Source organism: Bacillus altitudinis 41KF2b (assembly GCF_000691145.1).
Taxonomy (GTDB): domain Bacteria; phylum Bacillota; class Bacilli; order Bacillales; family Bacillaceae; genus Bacillus; species Bacillus altitudinis.
In genome coordinates this window covers 329,669-346,923 of the sequence record NZ_ASJC01000003.1, presented here as the reverse complement: position 1 = coordinate 346,923, position 17,255 = coordinate 329,669, and the positions used below count along the sequence as shown (strand labels likewise).

Annotated in this window: 18 protein-coding genes; 11 read left to right on the top strand and 7 right to left on the bottom strand. The window is 42.5% G+C overall.

The features are described from left to right. Positions 1-80 precede the first annotated feature (80 nt). Together BA79_RS07995 and BA79_RS07990 are read right to left on the bottom strand one after the other, a co-directional pair. On the bottom strand, positions 81-278 hold the full coding sequence (locus BA79_RS07995; RefSeq protein WP_008343027.1) for a hypothetical protein: 198 nt from the start codon (positions 276-278) through the stop codon (positions 81-83). Further along, complete coding sequence (locus BA79_RS07990) at positions 275-1,546, bottom strand: BaiN/RdsA family NAD(P)/FAD-dependent oxidoreductase (protein ID WP_035702074.1); 1,272 nt, start codon at positions 1,544-1,546, stop codon at positions 275-277. Before BA79_RS07990 ends, BA79_RS07995 begins: the two co-directional genes overlap by 4 nt. A gap of 175 nt (positions 1,547-1,721) precedes the next feature. Between BA79_RS07990 and BA79_RS07985 the strand changes: the two genes are divergently transcribed. Together BA79_RS07985 and BA79_RS07980 are read left to right on the top strand one after the other, a co-directional pair. Beyond that, complete coding sequence (locus tag BA79_RS07985) at positions 1,722-3,344, top strand: putative polysaccharide biosynthesis protein (RefSeq protein WP_019743707.1); 1,623 nt, start codon at positions 1,722-1,724, stop codon at positions 3,342-3,344. A 16-nt stretch (positions 3,345-3,360) separates the two neighbouring features. After that, the gene (locus tag BA79_RS07980; RefSeq protein ID WP_025207823.1) at positions 3,361-4,077 is read left to right on the top strand and encodes a pseudouridine synthase; all 717 of its coding nucleotides are present in this window, start codon (positions 3,361-3,363) and stop codon (positions 4,075-4,077) included. A 67-nt stretch (positions 4,078-4,144) separates the two neighbouring features. Here BA79_RS07980 and BA79_RS07975 read toward each other — a convergent pair whose 3' ends face one another. Together BA79_RS07975 and BA79_RS07970 are read right to left on the bottom strand one after the other, a co-directional pair. Next, positions 4,145-4,366 (bottom strand): DeoR family transcriptional regulator, encoded by a 222-nt coding sequence (locus BA79_RS07975; protein WP_008356419.1) that lies wholly within the window; start codon positions 4,364-4,366, stop codon positions 4,145-4,147. Between the two features lie 369 nt (positions 4,367-4,735). Beyond that, the gene (locus tag BA79_RS07970) at positions 4,736-6,034 is read right to left on the bottom strand and encodes an NCS2 family permease (protein ID WP_035702071.1); all 1,299 of its coding nucleotides are present in this window, start codon (positions 6,032-6,034) and stop codon (positions 4,736-4,738) included. Between the two features lie 94 nt (positions 6,035-6,128). Here BA79_RS07970 and pepV point away from each other — a divergent pair, with 94 nt between their 5' ends. Both pepV and BA79_RS07960 read left to right on the top strand, forming a co-directional pair. Beyond that, positions 6,129-7,529, top strand: a complete 1,401-nt coding sequence (gene pepV / locus BA79_RS07965) for a dipeptidase PepV (RefSeq protein ID WP_035702069.1) — start codon at positions 6,129-6,131, stop codon at positions 7,527-7,529. A gap of 27 nt (positions 7,530-7,556) precedes the next feature. Continuing rightward, positions 7,557-8,174, top strand: a complete 618-nt coding sequence (locus tag BA79_RS07960) for a Type 1 glutamine amidotransferase-like domain-containing protein (RefSeq protein ID WP_035702066.1) — start codon at positions 7,557-7,559, stop codon at positions 8,172-8,174. 217 nt (positions 8,175-8,391) lie between these two features. Here BA79_RS07960 and cysK read toward each other — a convergent pair whose 3' ends face one another. Next, on the bottom strand, positions 8,392-9,321 hold the full coding sequence (gene cysK / locus BA79_RS07955; protein WP_035702063.1) for a cysteine synthase A: 930 nt from the start codon (positions 9,319-9,321) through the stop codon (positions 8,392-8,394). 93 nt (positions 9,322-9,414) lie between these two features. On the opposite strand from cysK, the gene thpR reads away from it, so the two are divergent. The 4 genes from thpR (at position 9,415) to BA79_RS07935 (ending at position 12,989) form a co-directional block, all read left to right on the top strand. After that, positions 9,415-9,966, top strand: coding sequence for an RNA 2',3'-cyclic phosphodiesterase (gene thpR / locus BA79_RS07950; RefSeq protein WP_035702194.1), 552 nt, complete (start codon positions 9,415-9,417; stop codon positions 9,964-9,966). A gap of 25 nt (positions 9,967-9,991) precedes the next feature. Beyond that, a complete protein-coding gene (locus BA79_RS07945; RefSeq protein ID WP_017367870.1) occupies positions 9,992-10,927 on the top strand; it encodes a hypothetical protein in 936 nt (311 codons plus the stop codon). 47 nt (positions 10,928-10,974) lie between these two features. After that, positions 10,975-11,904: a YegS/Rv2252/BmrU family lipid kinase gene (locus tag BA79_RS07940; RefSeq protein ID WP_035702060.1), complete on the top strand. Its 930-nt coding sequence runs from the start codon at positions 10,975-10,977 to the stop codon at positions 11,902-11,904. A gap of 284 nt (positions 11,905-12,188) precedes the next feature. Next, positions 12,189-12,989: a phosphotransferase family protein gene (locus BA79_RS07935; RefSeq protein ID WP_025207816.1), complete on the top strand. Its 801-nt coding sequence runs from the start codon at positions 12,189-12,191 to the stop codon at positions 12,987-12,989. Here the strand turns inward: BA79_RS07935 and BA79_RS07930 are convergent. Next, on the bottom strand, positions 12,986-13,261 hold the full coding sequence (locus tag BA79_RS07930; protein ID WP_017358323.1) for a YtzH-like family protein: 276 nt from the start codon (positions 13,259-13,261) through the stop codon (positions 12,986-12,988). The two genes, BA79_RS07935 and BA79_RS07930, sit on opposite strands and share 4 nt — an antisense overlap. 189 nt (positions 13,262-13,450) lie before the next feature. On the opposite strand from BA79_RS07930, the gene trmB reads away from it, so the two are divergent. The 3 genes from trmB to BA79_RS07915 all read left to right on the top strand — a co-directional run bounded on the left by trmB (position 13,451) and on the right by BA79_RS07915 (position 16,828). Then, the gene (gene trmB / locus BA79_RS07925) at positions 13,451-14,092 is read left to right on the top strand and encodes a tRNA (guanosine(46)-N7)-methyltransferase TrmB (RefSeq protein ID WP_025207815.1); all 642 of its coding nucleotides are present in this window, start codon (positions 13,451-13,453) and stop codon (positions 14,090-14,092) included. A 116-nt stretch (positions 14,093-14,208) separates the two neighbouring features. Then, positions 14,209-15,057: a YtnP family quorum-quenching lactonase gene (locus BA79_RS07920; protein ID WP_035702058.1), complete on the top strand. Its 849-nt coding sequence runs from the start codon at positions 14,209-14,211 to the stop codon at positions 15,055-15,057. 73 nt (positions 15,058-15,130) lie between these two features. Beyond that, a complete protein-coding gene (locus tag BA79_RS07915) occupies positions 15,131-16,828 on the top strand; it encodes an NAD-dependent malic enzyme (RefSeq protein ID WP_035391093.1) in 1,698 nt (565 codons plus the stop codon). Positions 16,829-16,868: 40 nt separating this feature from the next. Here the strand turns inward: BA79_RS07915 and BA79_RS07910 are convergent, their stop codons facing one another. Further along, complete coding sequence (locus BA79_RS07910; RefSeq protein WP_003217759.1) at positions 16,869-17,183, bottom strand: PepSY domain-containing protein; 315 nt, start codon at positions 17,181-17,183, stop codon at positions 16,869-16,871. Between the last annotated feature and the right edge of the window lie 72 nt (positions 17,184-17,255).

Genomic DNA, 17,255 nt, shown 5'->3' with positions numbered 1-17,255 from the left:
GTCTCAACTATTTTCAAACAAAAAGAGGCGAGTTTCTCACTCGACCTCTATTTTACCGTAACATGTTTTGCTTCCATTTATCAACCATCGATATGTGAAGATGACTTTTCTTCAATTCGTTTGCGCAGACGGTAGACATATTCTTTTAAACAAACAGCGAAAATCGTAAACGCTAAAATAATGGCGATTTTTAACGGGGTAATGGACAGCTTCATAAAGAAAGCGGCTGTCAAACTAATGACAACTGCAAGGACAATCGGAAGTGCACGTCTAATCATTGGAATCTCTCCTTTACTTCTAGTGCGGCATTCATGCCAGCTAACCTGCCTGTCACAAGTGCTGACGTAATATTGTAACCGCCTGTGTAACCGTGAATATCTAAAATTTCTCCGCAGAAATAAAGACCGGCCATTTTTTTGGATGCCATTTTCTTCGGTTCAATTTCTTTGACAGAAACGCCGCCTCCTGTAACAAAGGCTTTATCTAAAGAAAGCGTCCCATTTGCATGGACGATGAAATGTTTACAATCATGAGCAAAAGCGCGCAGTTTATCTTTAGCAAGACCAGAAAATGTCTCCTGCGGATCAATGCCATTTCGTTCTAAAAGGAACAATAAATAGCGCTCTTGCATCCAAGATTTCAGGACATTTTTAATGGCTTTTTTTGGTTCATCTTTTAGATCGCGATGAAGCTTTTGGAATAGTTCCTCGTCATTGATCTTTGGGTATAAGTCAATTTGAAGACGGACGGCCGGTTGCTTTTTCAGTTCCTTCACAACAAATCCGCTGCATCTCAGAACGGCAGGACCTGATAAGCCAAAGTGTGTAAAGATCATATCCATGACATGAGTGACGACGGGTTTTCCTTTTTTATTTAAAACACTCACAGCCACACTTCTTAATGAAAGACCTTGTAGCACTTTGTCCTTAATAAAACGCTCGTCTGACGTGACGGGTACTTCTGTTGGGAAGAGCTCTGTAATGGTATGACCAGCGGCTTCTGCCCATGCATAGCCATCGCCAGTAGAGCCTGTATGCGGCACACTTTTCCCGCCAACAGCAATGACAACGGCATGACTTGAAATTTTTTCATCATTATTTGTAACAATTCCAGCTGTTTGTCCGTCTTGATACAGAACGGTTTTAATCTTTTCATTCGTTCGAATGGTCACATTGAGCACGCGGAGCCTATCTAATAGGGCATCCACAACAGATTGTGCTTTGTTTGAGACAGGGAACATACGTCCATGGTCTTCTTCTTTTAGTTCAATACCTAGATTTTCAAAGAACGAAATAATATCCTCGTTATTGAACTCAGAAAATGCACTATATAGAAAACGGCCGTTTCCGGGAATATGCTTGATAATTTCTTCTACTGGAAGGCGATTGGTCACATTGCATCGTCCACCGCCAGAAATGGCGAGCTTTCTGCCAAGTTTGTTTCCTTTGTCAATTAACAGAACCGATGCACCGTGTTCTGCCGATGCAATCGCGGCCATCAGTCCAGAAGGTCCACCGCCAATGACAATGACATCATAATGTTTCATGTTACATTCCTCTTTCTACTTTCAGTCATTTCTCTATTATAACGAAGATTGGGGAAGGCTGAAATATGAATTGATTGGTTTTGTGACTTCTGTATTGGATTTGTTACCTGTGCGATGAAATGATGTGTTAAAATAGTTAAGTTGAATATTCATTAGAAAAATGGTGGTTAAGCGCATGTCTAATAAACTGCTTCGTGGTACGTTGGTTTTAACGATAGGGACTTATCTCTCTCGTATTCTTGGTATGATTTACTTAATTCCATTTAGCGCAATGGTCGGAGCGACTGGTGGTGCGCTATTCCAATATGGATACAATCAGTATACGATCTTTTTAAGTATTGCTACGCTCGGCTTTCCAACAGCGGTATCGAAATTCGTCTCTAAATATAATGCAATTGGCGATTATGAGACAACAAGAAAAATGTTCAGGGCGGGTATGTCGGTCATGCTTGTCACCGGTATTATCGCCTTTTCTATTTTATATTTGACCGCACCGATCTTTGCCAAGATTCAGCTTGGAGGATCGAATGAAACGGGCGGTTTGACGGTCGATCAAGTGGTTTATGTGATTCGGATGGTCAGTTTGGGTCTATTGGTTGTACCCATTATGAGTCTTGTGCGAGGGTTTTTCCAAGGGCATTCGATGATGGGCCCGACAGCTGTTTCCCAAGTCATCGAACAACTTGTCAGAATCATCTTCCTATTAACAGCGACGTTTATCATTTTAAAAGTGCTTGACGGCGGTCTTGTTATTGCGGTTGGTTATGCCACATTTGCCGCACTCATTGGTGCGTTTGGCGGTCTATTTACGCTTTATTTATATTGGCTGAAGCGGAAAGATCGGCTTTTGGCAATGCAGCCGAATACAGGGGACTATTCTGGATTATCTTATAAGCAAATGTTTACAGAGCTGTTCAGTTATGCAGCACCCTATGTGTTTGTTGGCCTTGCCATTCCAATTTATTCTTATATTGATACAAATACAATTAACAGAGCGATGATTGCATCAGGACATCAGGATATTAGTACAGCGGTTCTGTCTATTGTGACGTTATATTTACCGAAGCTTGTCATGATTCCTGTGTCACTTGCAACTGCATTTGGTTTAACATTGATTCCTACCATAACGGAATCCTTTACAGCGCGAAATTACAAGCTGCTGAATCGACAAATTGATCAAACGATGCAGGTCATTTTATTCTTCGTTCTGCCTGCTTCATTTGGTATTTCGGCATTGGCTGGACCAGTTTATTGGTTTTTCTATCCGTCTGTGCATCCTGAGATTGGGACTTCTATTTTGTTTTGGTATGCACCTGTTGCGTTACTGTTTTCTTTATTCACCATTAATGCAGCCATTTTACAAGGGATTAACAAACAAAAATTTGCGATCGTCAGTCTTTTATTAGGGATCATCATTAAAACGGTTCTCAATATCCCGCTGATTAGCTGGCTGCAAGGAAACGGTTCTGTTCTTGCAACGGCATTAGGCTACAGTGCCTCGATTTTGTATATGTTCATCATGATCAAGCGCCATGCAGGCTATTCGTTCCGCAGGATTTTCAAACGGTTTATTTTAATTGGTATTTTAACGGCAATCATGGCTGTAGTGGCTTATGTGACATGTCAGCTTGTGAGTCAAGTCATTTCATATGAAGGTGGAATCGTACAAGCTGGTATTGTTATTTTGATTTCAATGATTACTGGCGGCGGTGTGTATATGTTCTTATCTTATAAAGTTGGATTGTTAGAGCGTGTACTTGGCAGCCGGATGCCGTCATTTTTAAGAAAAAAGAGTTAAGAAGAGGTGGAGAAGCATGAGGCTTGATAAATTGCTGGCCAATACCGGCTTTGGTTCAAGGAAAGATGTAAAGAAGCTGGTCAAGGCCCGGGCCGTCACAGTGAATGGAGAAGTGGCGAAGCAGGTGAAAGATCATGTCGATCCAACAAATGATGAAGTGCTCGTGCATGGAGAGCGTGTAGAGTATAAAGAATTCATTTATCTCATGATGAACAAGCCAGACGGTGTCATTTCAGCAACGGAGGATCTGCGAGATGAGACGGTTGTTGATCTACTAGAGCCAGAGGATATGGCAAGGGAGCCATTCCCTGTAGGGAGACTGGATAAGGATACAGTCGGTCTCCTCCTCCTTACAAATGACGGCCAGCTTGCTCATCAATTGCTATCTCCGAAAAAGCATGTCCCGAAAACGTATGAAGTTCATCTAAAATACCCGCTTGGAGATCAAGACATCACTCGTCTTGAAGAGGGAGTTGTGATTTTAGACGACTACCGGACGAAGCCGGCGAAGGTTGAAGTAGATGCCAATCAAGAGGCAGATACACGGATCCGTTTAACGATTACTGAAGGGAAATACCATCAAGTGAAGCTGATGGCACAAGCAGTGGGCAATGAAGTGATCTTTTTAAAACGGCTCTCGATGGGGGCTGTTTCATTAGACGAAGATTTGGCGCCAGGAGAATACCGTGAATTGACGGAGGAAGAGTTAGACAGCTTAATCAATCGTGATTAATATAGAGAAAATGAAAAGAACCGGCATATCGCCGGTTCTTTTTGTTATATGGAAGTTCATTATTCGCTTATGATGATATTTTTACTTTTTTTCTCGTTGTTTCCCATTTGCCTCTGCTTGGACTATGAACAAGATCGTTATAGGCAAGCACGTTTAAGTCTCTTTGGATGGTTCTAGGTGTGATCCCGAATTCATCAACCAGCTCTTGTGTCGTCACAAGACCTTTCTCTTGAATGAACATATAAACTGATTTTATTCGAGTCATCATACGGTTTGTTGAAGGTTTCAAAAAACCACTCCCTATCAATAAGATCGGATGGACTTGACTAACCACAACTTACTACACTAAAACTGCGACATAAGGACATGCAACAATGGTAAATGTTCGTGTTTCTTAATGTTTTATTCTATTATACACGTTATTATGCATCTAGTTCCACCAAAAAGTCAACTTTACGTGTTTTTAAACTTGTCTTCATGAATGAAATTATGGTATATATCATGATTTGAATCCGGTTACAACCCAATAAACACAAGGCGTATAAAGAAAATTGCCACTTAAGAAAGATCAAAAAATAAACACAGAAAATTTACAAAATAAAAAATCATTCATACAAAAAAGACACATTCAAATGAGAAATGTGTCTTTTTATTTTGGTTATCCTTCTAAGAAAAAGAGCTGCACGAAAAATAAGACGGCAAAAATGAGCACAAGAATATGCACTTCTTTCCATTTTCCTTTTGCCAGCTTCACAAGTGGATATGAAATAAATCCTAGTGAAATCCCAGTAGAGATGCTAGATGTCAGCGGCATGGAAAGAATCACAAGAAAAGCAGGAAATGCTTCGTCAAGCTCATTCCAGCGAATACGTGACACTGAATTCATCATCAAACAGCCGACAATGATTAAGACAGGTGAAGTGATGGACGGCAAAGACGAAATGGCTTGAACGAGTGGACCAAAAAACAAAGCCACAATAAACAATGCAGCAACGGTTAAAGAGGTCAGTCCAGTTCTTCCGCCAGCAGCAACTCCTGATGAGGATTCAATGTAAGCTGTGGTTGGGCTTGTTCCAAACATTGAGCCAATTGTCGTTGCAGCAGAGTCAGCAAGTAAGGCTCTGCGTACTTTTGGGAGCTGACCATTTTTCATTAAACCTGCTTGTTCCGCAACCCCGATCATTGTTCCTGTTGTATCAAAAATCGTTACAAGTAAAAAGGAGAAGACAACAGCATACAAGTGATGGGAAAACACATCGCCAAACGCAGCGAATGGATTTGTAATCAGCATTCCTTCAGGCAGTGCTGGGGTATCCACTAACACTTTAGGAAAATGAAGCTGGCCTGTTGCAAGTGCAATTAACGTGGTTGCTAACATGCCGATAAACAGCGCTCCGTTCACTTGAAGAACCATTAATATGACAGAAATCATTAAACCAACGAGTGTCAAAATGACAACAGGTGAGCTTAAATTACCAAGCTTCACAAGGTTTTGTGGATCAGCAATGATGATCCCAGACTGTCTTAGCCCAATGAATGCAATAAATAGTCCGATACCTGCTGTAATCCCGTACTTTAAATTATCTGGAATCGCCTCAATGAGTTGTTTTCTAAGGGATGTTAACGATAAAATGATAAAGAGTATTCCAGCAACAAATACCGCACTAAATGCTGTTTGATAGCTGAGACCCCCACCACCGACAACAGTGACGGTGAAATAGACATTCAGCCCCATACCTGGTGCAATGGCAATCGGATAGTTTGCAAAGAGTGCCATCCAGAGGGTACCGACAACAGCAGCGATAATGGTTGCAGTAAAGACTTGGTCAAAAGGAATGCCTGCATCTGAAAGGATTCCTGGATTGACGGCTACAATATATACCATCGTAAAGAATGTCGTCATACCAGCGAGTAATTCTTTCTTTATATTGGTTTGGTTCTCTTTTAACTGAAACATAAAATCCTCCATTTACGAACATTATTACAAAACACTTAATATAATATTCGTTTTAAGGGTGGATTGCAACCTTTTTTCAAGGAGGAATGGAAAAATGAATTGGGAAGCAGAAGTCATACGAAAAAAAGACAATTTGATTCAGGATACACAATCTTTTTTACAAATTGAAAGTGTCTTGGATGAAGAAGGCGGCACAGAAGGAAAACCGTTCGGTGAAAAAGTGGATGAGGCTCTTCAGTATATGCTCAAAAAAGGGCAGGACGAGGGCTTCAAAGTGAAAAATGTTGATGGTTATGCTGGTCATATTGAATATGGAGAAGGCGAAGATATCGTCGGTGTGCTATGTCATGTGGATGTCGTGCCTGCGGGAGACGACTGGACAACCCCGCCATTTTCAGCGGACATAAGAGAAAATAAAATCTTTGCAAGAGGAGCCATTGATGATAAAGGGCCGACCATGGCGGCGTTTTACGCATTGAAAATGTTAAAAGATGCCGGTCTGCCGCTGTCGAAAAAGATTCGAATCATCATTGGCACAGATGAAGAAAGCGATTGGAGATGCGTCGATCACTATTTCAAGCATGAGGCGATGCCACAAATTGGCTTTGCGCCAGATGCTGATTTTCCAATTATTCATGCTGAAAAAGGGATCATAGATGCCATCGTATCCTTTACATACGAACAATCAGAAGAAAACAAGCGTTACATCCTCAAGCAATTCACATCAGGCATGCGTCTCAATATGGTCCCAGATGATGCTCGAGCGATTGTGGCAGCAGCAAATGATCACGATGCTGAAGCCTTAAAAACGGCTTTTGCAGCCTATCTTGCGGAAAATCAGTTAACCGGTGAGACAAACCATACAGCAGATGGACTGACATTCACATTAAAAGGTGTATCAGTTCATGCAATGGAGCCGGCGAATGGCACAAATGCGGGCATTCATATGGCGAATTTCTTATGTGCGCATGAATTAGATGAAAGAGGGCTCGCTTTTACATCACAAATAAATGCTTTATTTGATCAAGACACAAGAGGACAAAAACTCGGCATCGCTTGTAAGGATGATATTAGTGGTGACTTGACCTTGAATGTTGGCACAATCCGCTATTCGCAAAACGAAGAAGCGAAGCTTGGGCTGAATGTCCGTTATCCCGTAACAGCGGACGGTGAGGAAGTCAAAAAAGGGATTGAACGAATAAAAGGGGCAATGATTGAGAAATTTGATGACAGTCCTCCTCATCACGTCTCAAAAGACCATCCACTTGTGAAAACATTACAGCGTGTCTACGAAGAACAAACAGGAGATCCTGCCCATCTTATTGCGATTGGGGGAGGAACGTATGCAAGGTCATTAGAAGCAGGTGTTGCCTTTGGCCCTCTATTCCCTGGAAGACCTGATTGCGCACACCAAAAGGATGAATATATCGAAATCGATGATTTACTACGAGCAACTGCTCTATATGCACAAGCCATGTATGAATTGGCGAAATAAAAAAGGAAAGAGAAGAGGGGATTCACCGTGAAAAAAATGTTCTTATGCTCTTCATTCAAAGACAGCTATTCTCTCTTGTCTGGCTTTGCAGGCGACACCTTAAAAGGAAAAAGTGTGACATTCATTCCGGTAGCCAGTGAAGTGGAAGAAGTCACGCACTATGTCGATGCAGCAAAAGAAGCCTTTCATCAATTAGAAATGCGTGTAGAGACTGTTCAGCTGACCGGGCAAACGGTTCAAGAGATCACACAGATCATTAGGAAGAATGATGTCATGTATGTATCTGGCGGCAATACCTTTTATTTGCTGCAAGAATTAAGAAAGCACGGGCTCGATCGTGTATTGAAAGAAGAGATCGGCAAAGGCAAGCTGTATATCGGAGAATCTGCGGGGAGTATTATCATGGCGCCAAGCATCGAATACATCTCACTGATGGATGATCAGGAGAAAGCGCTAGAATTATCTTCCTTTGAAGGATTCAATGAGATTAGCAGCTATCCGGTACCACATATAAACAATCCTTATTTAGGTGAAGCCGCACAGCATATCATAGAGAAAGATCAAAATACGCTCTCTTTATGCCCGCTCACTGATGAACAAGTTCTACTTGTGACAGGCGAACAGACTGAGGTCAAGACGGTCTGAGTTGTTCCTTTCAGCGTGTAGACAAACCCTCGCATTCTTTGTCAGTCCTGCGTGCTGGTGCTCACGAATGTCAAATTCGCTCCGCTCCAGTACTCGTCCTTCCTAGGGCTGCAAAGGTTTTCTTTCACGCTGAAAAAAACAAAGGGCTAAAATCAAGTTCATTTTAGCCCTTTGTCAACAATCTGAAAGGAACAGGAGCATACGCCCTGTTCCTTTTTTAATCTTGAAACACATCACTTGATAAATACCGTTCACCCGTGTCTGCTGTCATACAAATGACAATGTGATCCTTTGGCATTTGCTTGGCTGCTTCAATGGCTGCATAGCATGCCGCACCAGATGATGGACCGACTAAAATACCTTCAAGACGGGCGAGCTTTCGTGTGATGTCGTAAGCATCTTCATCACTCACTTGCACAATCTCATCATACACCTGTTCGTTTAAAATATGTGGGATAAATCCTGGACTTGTGCCAACAAGCTTATGTTTGCCAGGTTTCCCGCCTGATAAAACAGGAGACCCCTTTGGCTCTGCCACATGTATCGTCAATTCCGGGAATGCTTTTTTGAGTTCCTCTCCAGTGCCTGTAATGGTTCCGCCAGTTCCAGCAGTGGCGACAAAAGCGGCAAGCGGCTGCCCAATCTGTTGCACTGCATCCATAATTTCTACAGCCGTTGTCCCTCTATGAGCATCGGGGTTCGCACCATTGTCAAATTGCATGGGAATAAAGCTGTTAGGAATTTGAGCAGCTAATTCTTCTGCCTTGCGAATACAGCCTGGCATTTTTTCCTCCCCCGGGGTTAAGACGACCTGTGCGCCGTATGCCTTTAAAATATTGATTCTTTCTTGGGTCATCGTATCAGGCATGATCAGAATGGCTTTGTAGCCTCTTGCAGCAGCGTTCATCGCTAAGCCAATTCCTGTATTCCCGCTTGTTGGTTCAATAATCGTTGCCCCTTTTGTGAGCTTTCCTTGTTTTTCTGCCTCAAGGATCATATTGTAAGCAGCCCGATCTTTTACACTTCCGCTAGGATTAAATGATTCCAGTTTTAAATAAATATCAGCGCCATGTTCTGGCTGAAGGCGCTGTAATTTTACAAGTGGTGTATGACCTATTAATTCAGCTATATTTTGTGCAACCTTCATCATGTGACACCCTTTCTTCTCATTCCGCATTACTTTAGTTATACTATCATCAATGGGGATTCGTAAAGTTTGTTAAAAAGGACAGGTGAAGATATGACTGAAAGCCGTCATTATTTTATTGGGATTCCAATCCCTGAACAACTCGCGTATCAAATGAAAGCGGATATAGACAAGAGGAGCGAACTGTCCTTTCAAAAATGGACAGCACCCATTGATTATCATGTCACCCTTGTGTTTTTAGGCGCGATTCCAGAAGACCGTTTAAATAAGATTTCTGAGCTACTTGCACAGCTGTCTCATGAGGTGTCTGCTTTCCCGCTGAAGCTGAATGAAGTAGGGGTATTTGGTCAAAAGGAGCGCCCGAGAGTCTTTTTTGCAAAGCCTAGTGAAAGTAAGCCTTTGATGGATCTAAGAGAAAAGGTGAAAGCAGCCGTTTTGACAGCAGGTCATCCTGTCGAAAAGAGACCCTTTCATCCACATATGACGATTGCGCGCAAATGGAATAGAGAACAGTCCTATATAGAACAAGCGCCCTTACGGAAAGAACCATATTCGATGGAGGTTTCTAGTATCGCTTTATTTGAAATTCGTCTAAAAGAAACCCCACGTTATCACGCGATCAAACAATTTACACTACATAAATGATTCTAGAGGTTGGAGTGAGCAGCAGATGGCGCAAATTATTAAAATCCAAGATTATATATCACGATATGAACAAGACCCGCATCATTACATCAATCAGTTTATTCGGTTGAAAAAACAAAGATGGGACGAGTTAAAAAAGGCTTCCAAAGAGCAGGTGCAAAAGCAGGCTGACCAAGCCACGGAGCAAGCACCTGAGCAAGAGGAAGAAAAGAGAAAGAAATTCTCCTTAAAAAGAAAGCAAAAAGAAGCCGATATGAAAAAGGAACGTGACCTGAGTCTTTTTAACGAGCCAACAGATATAGAACAAGGTGTTTTTACAAACGTTCCTACCGATGAAACGAAGCTGATTCACTTTTTTAAGGATCATCTTTACGATGTTCAGTTAAAATGGGCCAGCTCGACGATCTCTCATATTTCAACTGTCTCCCATCACATTCGCTATGATGAAAAGCTGCGGATGCTTGCAAGGCAGCTGCCAGATTCTTATTTTGTGATGTACAAGCCGGTGCTGCTCATTCAAAAAGCTGAGATGGAATTGTGTCCAGTGCTCATTACGCCGCTTGAAGTCATCTGTTTATCATTCTTAGAAGCAGAGCCAGACAGCGTATATATTGGATCGAAGGAACGTTTTTGGGAAAAGCGGGCGACGGGAAAAGCTGTTCAATCCGTTTTAAACCCTTGTGCAAGCCTTCTGCGCTCTGGAACTGTTGTGTCAAAAATTTTACAGCAAAGTGGTGTAGAACTTCCTGTGAAAAAAATCCTCATCAGCCGCACCTCGTATATTGATTTGCCCGAAGTTCCATTCGGGATGGAGGTTGTCGATAAGAAGAAAGCGGAGGATTGGTTTGACAAGCAACGGAAAAACACCGCGCCGACAAAGCACCAGCAATTCAAAGCGACAAAGGCATTGCTTGCTTATGGTGAATCAGACAGCAAAAGAAGGCAGGAATGGCTCGATTAAAGGCATATCAAGGTCACCAAAAAATGAGACCTGAGTGGAGCTAATATATGAATGAATGGTACTTTATCGTCAATCCAGCAGCAGGACAAGGAAAAGGACTCCGCACTTGGAGAAGCATAGAGAAAGAATTACAAAAGGTAGAGATCTCCTACAGATCGTTTCTTACCCAGCATGAAGGACATGCCGAAGTTTTGGCGAGACAGATTAGCGCTATGCAAGACGACAGATTGAAACGGCTGATCGTCATTGGCGGTGACGGCACATTTCATGAAGTACTGAATGGTTTAAAAGAAATTGATCATGTGCAGCTAAGCTTTGTCCCAGCAGGTCATTGGAATGATGCTGCGAAGGGGCTGGGCATCCAGCGTCATGATGTGATCAAAGAAGTGAGAAAACAAAAGAGGATGTTGACGAAAACATTTTCTCTCGGCTCCTTTCAAGATCATGCAGAAAGTCCGCAATCTGTTCTTTTTCTCAATCATATTGGTGTAGGGTTTGATGCGCATGTTTTGAAGAGAACGGTCCATTTTAGAGGGAAAAAGTGGCTCAATCGACTCAAACTCGGGTTTATCATCTACCCGCTGTCTTTTCTACATTCGTTATGGTCATTCAAACCGTTTGACCTTGCTCTTTTTATTGAAAATGAGAGAAAAGTTTTTCGCCAAGTGTGGTTTGTGATCGTATGTAATCACCCATATTATGGAGGCGGGCTGGAAGCAGCGCCGGAAGCAAGTGCGAGGCAATCAGGATTTCAAACAATCGTTGTCACTGATTTGAATCCATTGAAAGTCCTCTTATTTTTAAGTGCAATGGTTTTTAAAAAGCACCTTGTAATGGAGGGAGTCACCCTTTTTCAGCATGAAGAAGCCTACTTGGAGGCAGATGAAAAAATCCTATTTCATGCCGATGGAGAAGTGATTGGCGCCACTCCAGTGTTTGTTAAGGCTAGTGAGCGATTGTTAAAATTACGTGGCTAAGAAGCAGCCAGTGTGCGCACGAGCAAAAGAAACATGAAAAAAGACTTCCCTTTTCATAAGGTTCTTGTCCTGTTTTTCTAGTTTTGCTTGACGAGTATAAGAAGGTAGCGATAAAATCTATAGGACGGCTATTGTTTAGCATCTCATTCTCAATAGCTGTCCTTTTTGTTTTTATGATCATATAAATAAAAAATAAACAGCCAATTGATCTCAATCGGCTGAATTTTGTCGACTAAAAAAGCATGATTTAAAATATTTTAAGAAATGATGGGTTGAAAATTGATATGAACTGGTTGGGACAAATATTAGGTAGCGAATGGCACATCTCTCCTGCTGGAGGCGCTACGGGAGATGCGTACTTCGCAACACACAATGACCAAAAGCTATTTTTAAAACGCAATACGTCACCGTTTCTTGCGGTTTTGTCAGCTGAAGGCATTGTGCCGAAGCTTGTCTGGACAAAACGAATGGAAAATGGGGATGTCATCACTGCACAGCACTGGCTGAGCGGCAGAGAGCTGAAGCCAAAGGACATGAATGACCGTCCTGTAGCGGAGCAGCTAAGAAAAATTCATACATCAAAAGAGCTGCTCGATATGCTGAAACGATTAGAAAAGCACTCGCTTGACCCGGCATCGATCTTGATGCATCTCAAGGCATCGATCTTAAAAGAGCAGATTGACTCACATGATATCACGCGCGCCATCCAGTATTTAGAGAAACATGTGGAGGCAGTTCATTTCGAGGATAAGGTCGTATGCCATTGTGACCTCAACCATAATAATTGGCTGCTGACAGATGAAAACCAGCTCTATTTAATTGATTGGGACGGGGCAATGATTGCGGATCCAGCGATTGATCTTGGACCGCTCTTATACCATTATGTTGAAGAAGAGAACTGGGAAAGCTGGCTCTCTATGTATGGTGCTCCGCTGACCGACAACTTGCGAAAACGCATGGCATGGTATGTGCTGGCTGAAACCGTATCGTTTGTCGTTTGGCATAAAAGAAAAGGAAATGAAAAGGCGCAAAAAGAAGTGCAAGCCGAGCTACATGCACTTTTAAAACGGTTAAACATCCATTAAGACAGTGGAATGTTCTCGACCCAGTTAGATAGATGCGATTGATGCGCTTCGATATGTGCATCAATTGAACTGACAGAGGTGCCTTTTTGGCTGTAATCATAAATATCTGTTAGTAGCTGACGAACGTCAGCATCCAAATCTTCTTTTGCCAGCATTAATTGAATCACGCGTCCCACCTGTTCATATTCTGCAACAGTCCCGCAGCAATCCAGCTGGTGATCAGTTAAAATATCTTTGATTAATTGAAGCTGATGTTGGCGGTTTAATCCCATACGTATGCTCCTTTCAAGGCGTGTCATTTATGTGGTTAAACTGTGCATTCAGCTTTGATTTTATACATGAAGCAGACCAGCCCAATTAGCAGCTGGTCTTTTTCATATGTGCGGATAAGATGCTGTCTTGCGGCTCTTTATGTTTCATGGTATCTTGATAAAATGTAAAGAAAATAGAGGTGTATCAAATTGAGAATGCGACATAAACCGTGGGCGGATGATTATTTAGCTGAAAATGCTCATATTGCTTTAGCCAACCCTGAACAATACAAAGGGAAATGGCATGAGCTGTTTGGAAATGATCATCCAATCCATATCGAAGTCGGTACAGGAAAAGGGAGCTTTATTGCCGGAATGGGCAAGCTTCATCCTGAGATAAACTATATCGGCATTGAATTATTTAAAAGTGTCATTGTGACGGCAGTCGATAAAATCAAAGAAACAGATGTAGAAAACGTAAAGCTTCTAAATATCAACGCAGAGACACTGACAGATGTCTTTGCGGAAAATGAGATTGACCGGGTGTATTTAAACTTCTCTGATCCGTGGCCAAAATCAAGGCATGAAAAACGTAGGTTGACGTTTAAAGCCTTTTTAAAGCGATATGAACAGATCCTCCGTCCAGGCGGTGAATTACATTTCAAAACCGATAACCGCGGACTATTTGAATATTCCTTGAAAAGCTTTTCGTCTTACGGACTCCTTTTAACGTATGTGAGCCTTGATTTACATGAGGATGGTCTCGAAGGAAATGTCATGACAGAATATGAAGAGAAATTCTCTTCCATGGGACAACCGATCTATCGATCAGAAGTAAAATTCCCTGAATAACAAGTGAACAAAGCTGGCTGCAACGAACGATTGCGGTCAGCTTTTTTTGATAAAAAGATTAGCACATGCGATTTTCCTTTGTATTTGCTACGATAGAAAAAGGAGGGATGACAGCAATGGAGACAATGAAAATAGGCGAAATGGAACTGTTCTGGTTAAATGGGGGAGATACACACATGGATGGCGGTGCCATGTTTGGCGTGGTGCCAAAGCCATTATGGTCAAAAAAATACCCTGTGAATGATCGAAATCAAATTGAATTACGGTGTGATCCAATGCTCATACGGTGGAACGGTCTTCATCTGTTAGTAGATTCCGGAATCGGGTCAGGGAAGCTGACAGAGAAACAAAAACGCAATTATGGCGTCACAGAGGAAACAAAAATAGAAGAATCACTTGCGGCTCTCGGTTTGCGCCCATCTGATATAGATTACGTCTTAATGACTCATTTGCATTTTGATCATGCAAGCGGGCTGACAAAACGTGAAGACGATAAGCTCGTGTCTGTTTTTCAACAGGCAAAAATCATCACGTCCAAAATTGAATGGGACGAAATGAGAGCACCGAACATCCGCTCAAGAAATACATATTGGAAAGAAAACTGGGAGCCTGTTGCCGATCAAGTCATGACATTTGAAGATAGCATTGAAGTAACAGAAGGCATTCGCCTGCATCATACAGGTGGACATAGCGATGGGCATAGCATCTTAACGCTCACAAGTCAGGGAGAAACGGCTATTCATTTAGCGGATATCATGCCGACACACGCTCATAAAAACCCGCTTTGGGTGTTGGCATACGATGATTATCCAATGATCTCGATCCCGGCGAAGCAAAAATGGCAGGCATTCGCCGAAGAAAACAATGCATGGTACTTGTTTTATCATGATGCCATCTACCGTGCTGTAAAGTGGGATGAAGACGGGGCAATGACCCATGAGGTCAAAAGAGAAACCGGAAGATAAAAGATCATCTGTATGTTTTTTCGCCTTTCACACAAAATAACGACAAAATGAACTTGTGAAAGGAAGAGTGCAGGTGAATCAATTTTATCGTGTACATGGTGATGTCATCGAGACACCGTTAAGAGGGATCGAGGTCATGTCTGTCCCTTATTTAAACAAAGGGGTCGCATTTACAAAGGAAGAGCGGGAAGAGCTTGGGTTAAAGGGATTTCTGCCGCCGAAGGTGTTAACACTAGAGGATCAAGCAAAGCGTGCATATGAGCAGTTCAAAGCACAGCCAGACGCACTTGGGAAAAATGTCTATTTAACTGCGCTTCATGACAGAAATGAAGTGCTCTTTTATAAATTATTAAATGAGCATTTGGCAGAAATGCTGCCGATTGTTTACACACCGACCGTAGGAACAGCGATTCAGCGTTACAGCCACGAGTATAGAAAGCCAAGAGGAATTTATTTATCCATTGATGACCTAGAAGGAATGGAAGAAATTTTTGCATCTTACGGAGTGGATGAATCAATTGATCTCATTGTCGCAACAGATGCAGAAGGAATTTTAGGCATCGGCGACTGGGGTGTTGGCGGAATTGCCATTTCAGTCGGGAAGCTGGCTGTTTATACAGCCGCAGCAGGGATTGATCCTAGCCGTGTGCTGGCAGTGGTGCTTGATGCTGGGACCAACCAGGAAAGCCTTTTAAATGATCCGCTTTATGTGGGAAATCAGCACTCCCGCGTTCGAGGAGAGCGCTATGATCAGTTTATTGATCAATATGTTGAGCTTGCCCGTGCGACTTTTCCAAATGCACTTCTTCACTGGGAAGACTTCGGTACAAAAAATGCGCGCGCCATTTTGGAAAAATATAAGGACCGTATTTGTACATTTAATGATGATATTCAAGGAACTGGAGCCGTCTCACTTGCTGCCGTTCTGGCTTGTGCAAAAGCATCGAAGGTTCCGCTGAAAGATCACCGAATCGTGATCTTTGGAGCAGGTACAGCAGGGATTGGTATAGCCGAGCAAATTCGTGATGCGATCGTGCGAGACGGTGTCAAAGAAGAGGAATCATATGATCATTTCTGGTGTATTGATAAAACGGGATTGCTCACAGATGATTCACCCGACATTCAGCCATTTCAAAAGCCGTATGCAAGACGTTCTGATGAAGTGAAGGATTATGCACGTAATGGTCCAAAGCATTCAATTGATTTGTTAGAGGTCGTGAAGCAGGCGAAACCTACGATCTTAATTGGTACCTCAACTGTAGGTGGGGCATTTACAGAGGAAATTGTGAAAGAAATGGCGTCACATGTAGAGCGGCCAGCGATTTTACCGATGTCAAACCCGACACCTCTTTCAGAGGCAAAGCCGGAAGATCTCATTGAATGGACAGAAGGACGTGCGCTTGTCACAACGGGAAGCCCGTTTGATCCGGTTGAATATGGTGGTGTGACATATGAAATTGGGCAGGCAAATAATGCTCTTGTGTTTCCAGGGCTTGGTCTTGGAACGATTGTGTGTAAAGCCCGCCTCATGACAGACAGCATGTTTGTTGCGAGTGCTGAAGCGATTGCGAGCATGGTCAATGTCGGAAAACCGGGTGCTGCGATGCTTCCAAGTGTTGATCAGCTCAGAACAGTTTCAGCGACAGTGGCTGTCCGTGTGGCACAAGCAGCGATTGACGAAGGAATTGCGGAAGAAACCCCTGATGATCTCATTCAGGCTGTGCAAGACGCCATGTGGCACCCTGTATACAAAAAAATCAAAGCCATCTAAAAAAAGCTTCGCAAGGACTTGTCTTTGCGAAGCTTTCTTATTAAGCAACAGAATCAATGACATCAACGATCATGCCTGTTTTTGCATCAATCATGACTTCATACTGTTCCAGCTCGCCAAAGGCGGAGCGTGTAATGCCAGATTTGTACACATCAATCGTTTCACCATTTACGGTATACGGTTCTGGTACAGTATAAATCCAAGAGCCATCAATCGGGCCGCGCTGTTTAAAAGCAGATTTCACAATTTTTAACGCTTTTTCAGACGAGATATACGTAGGGAAAAAGACTTTCTTTGCAACAATTGCAGCGGCTACGCCTATACTCGCACCAATCAGAACATGTTTTAACTTCAACGTGCTGCACCTCCGTATTGCTGTTTTTTCCATTATACAAAACTTGTCCAGCGATGTTAAGAAATCCGAATA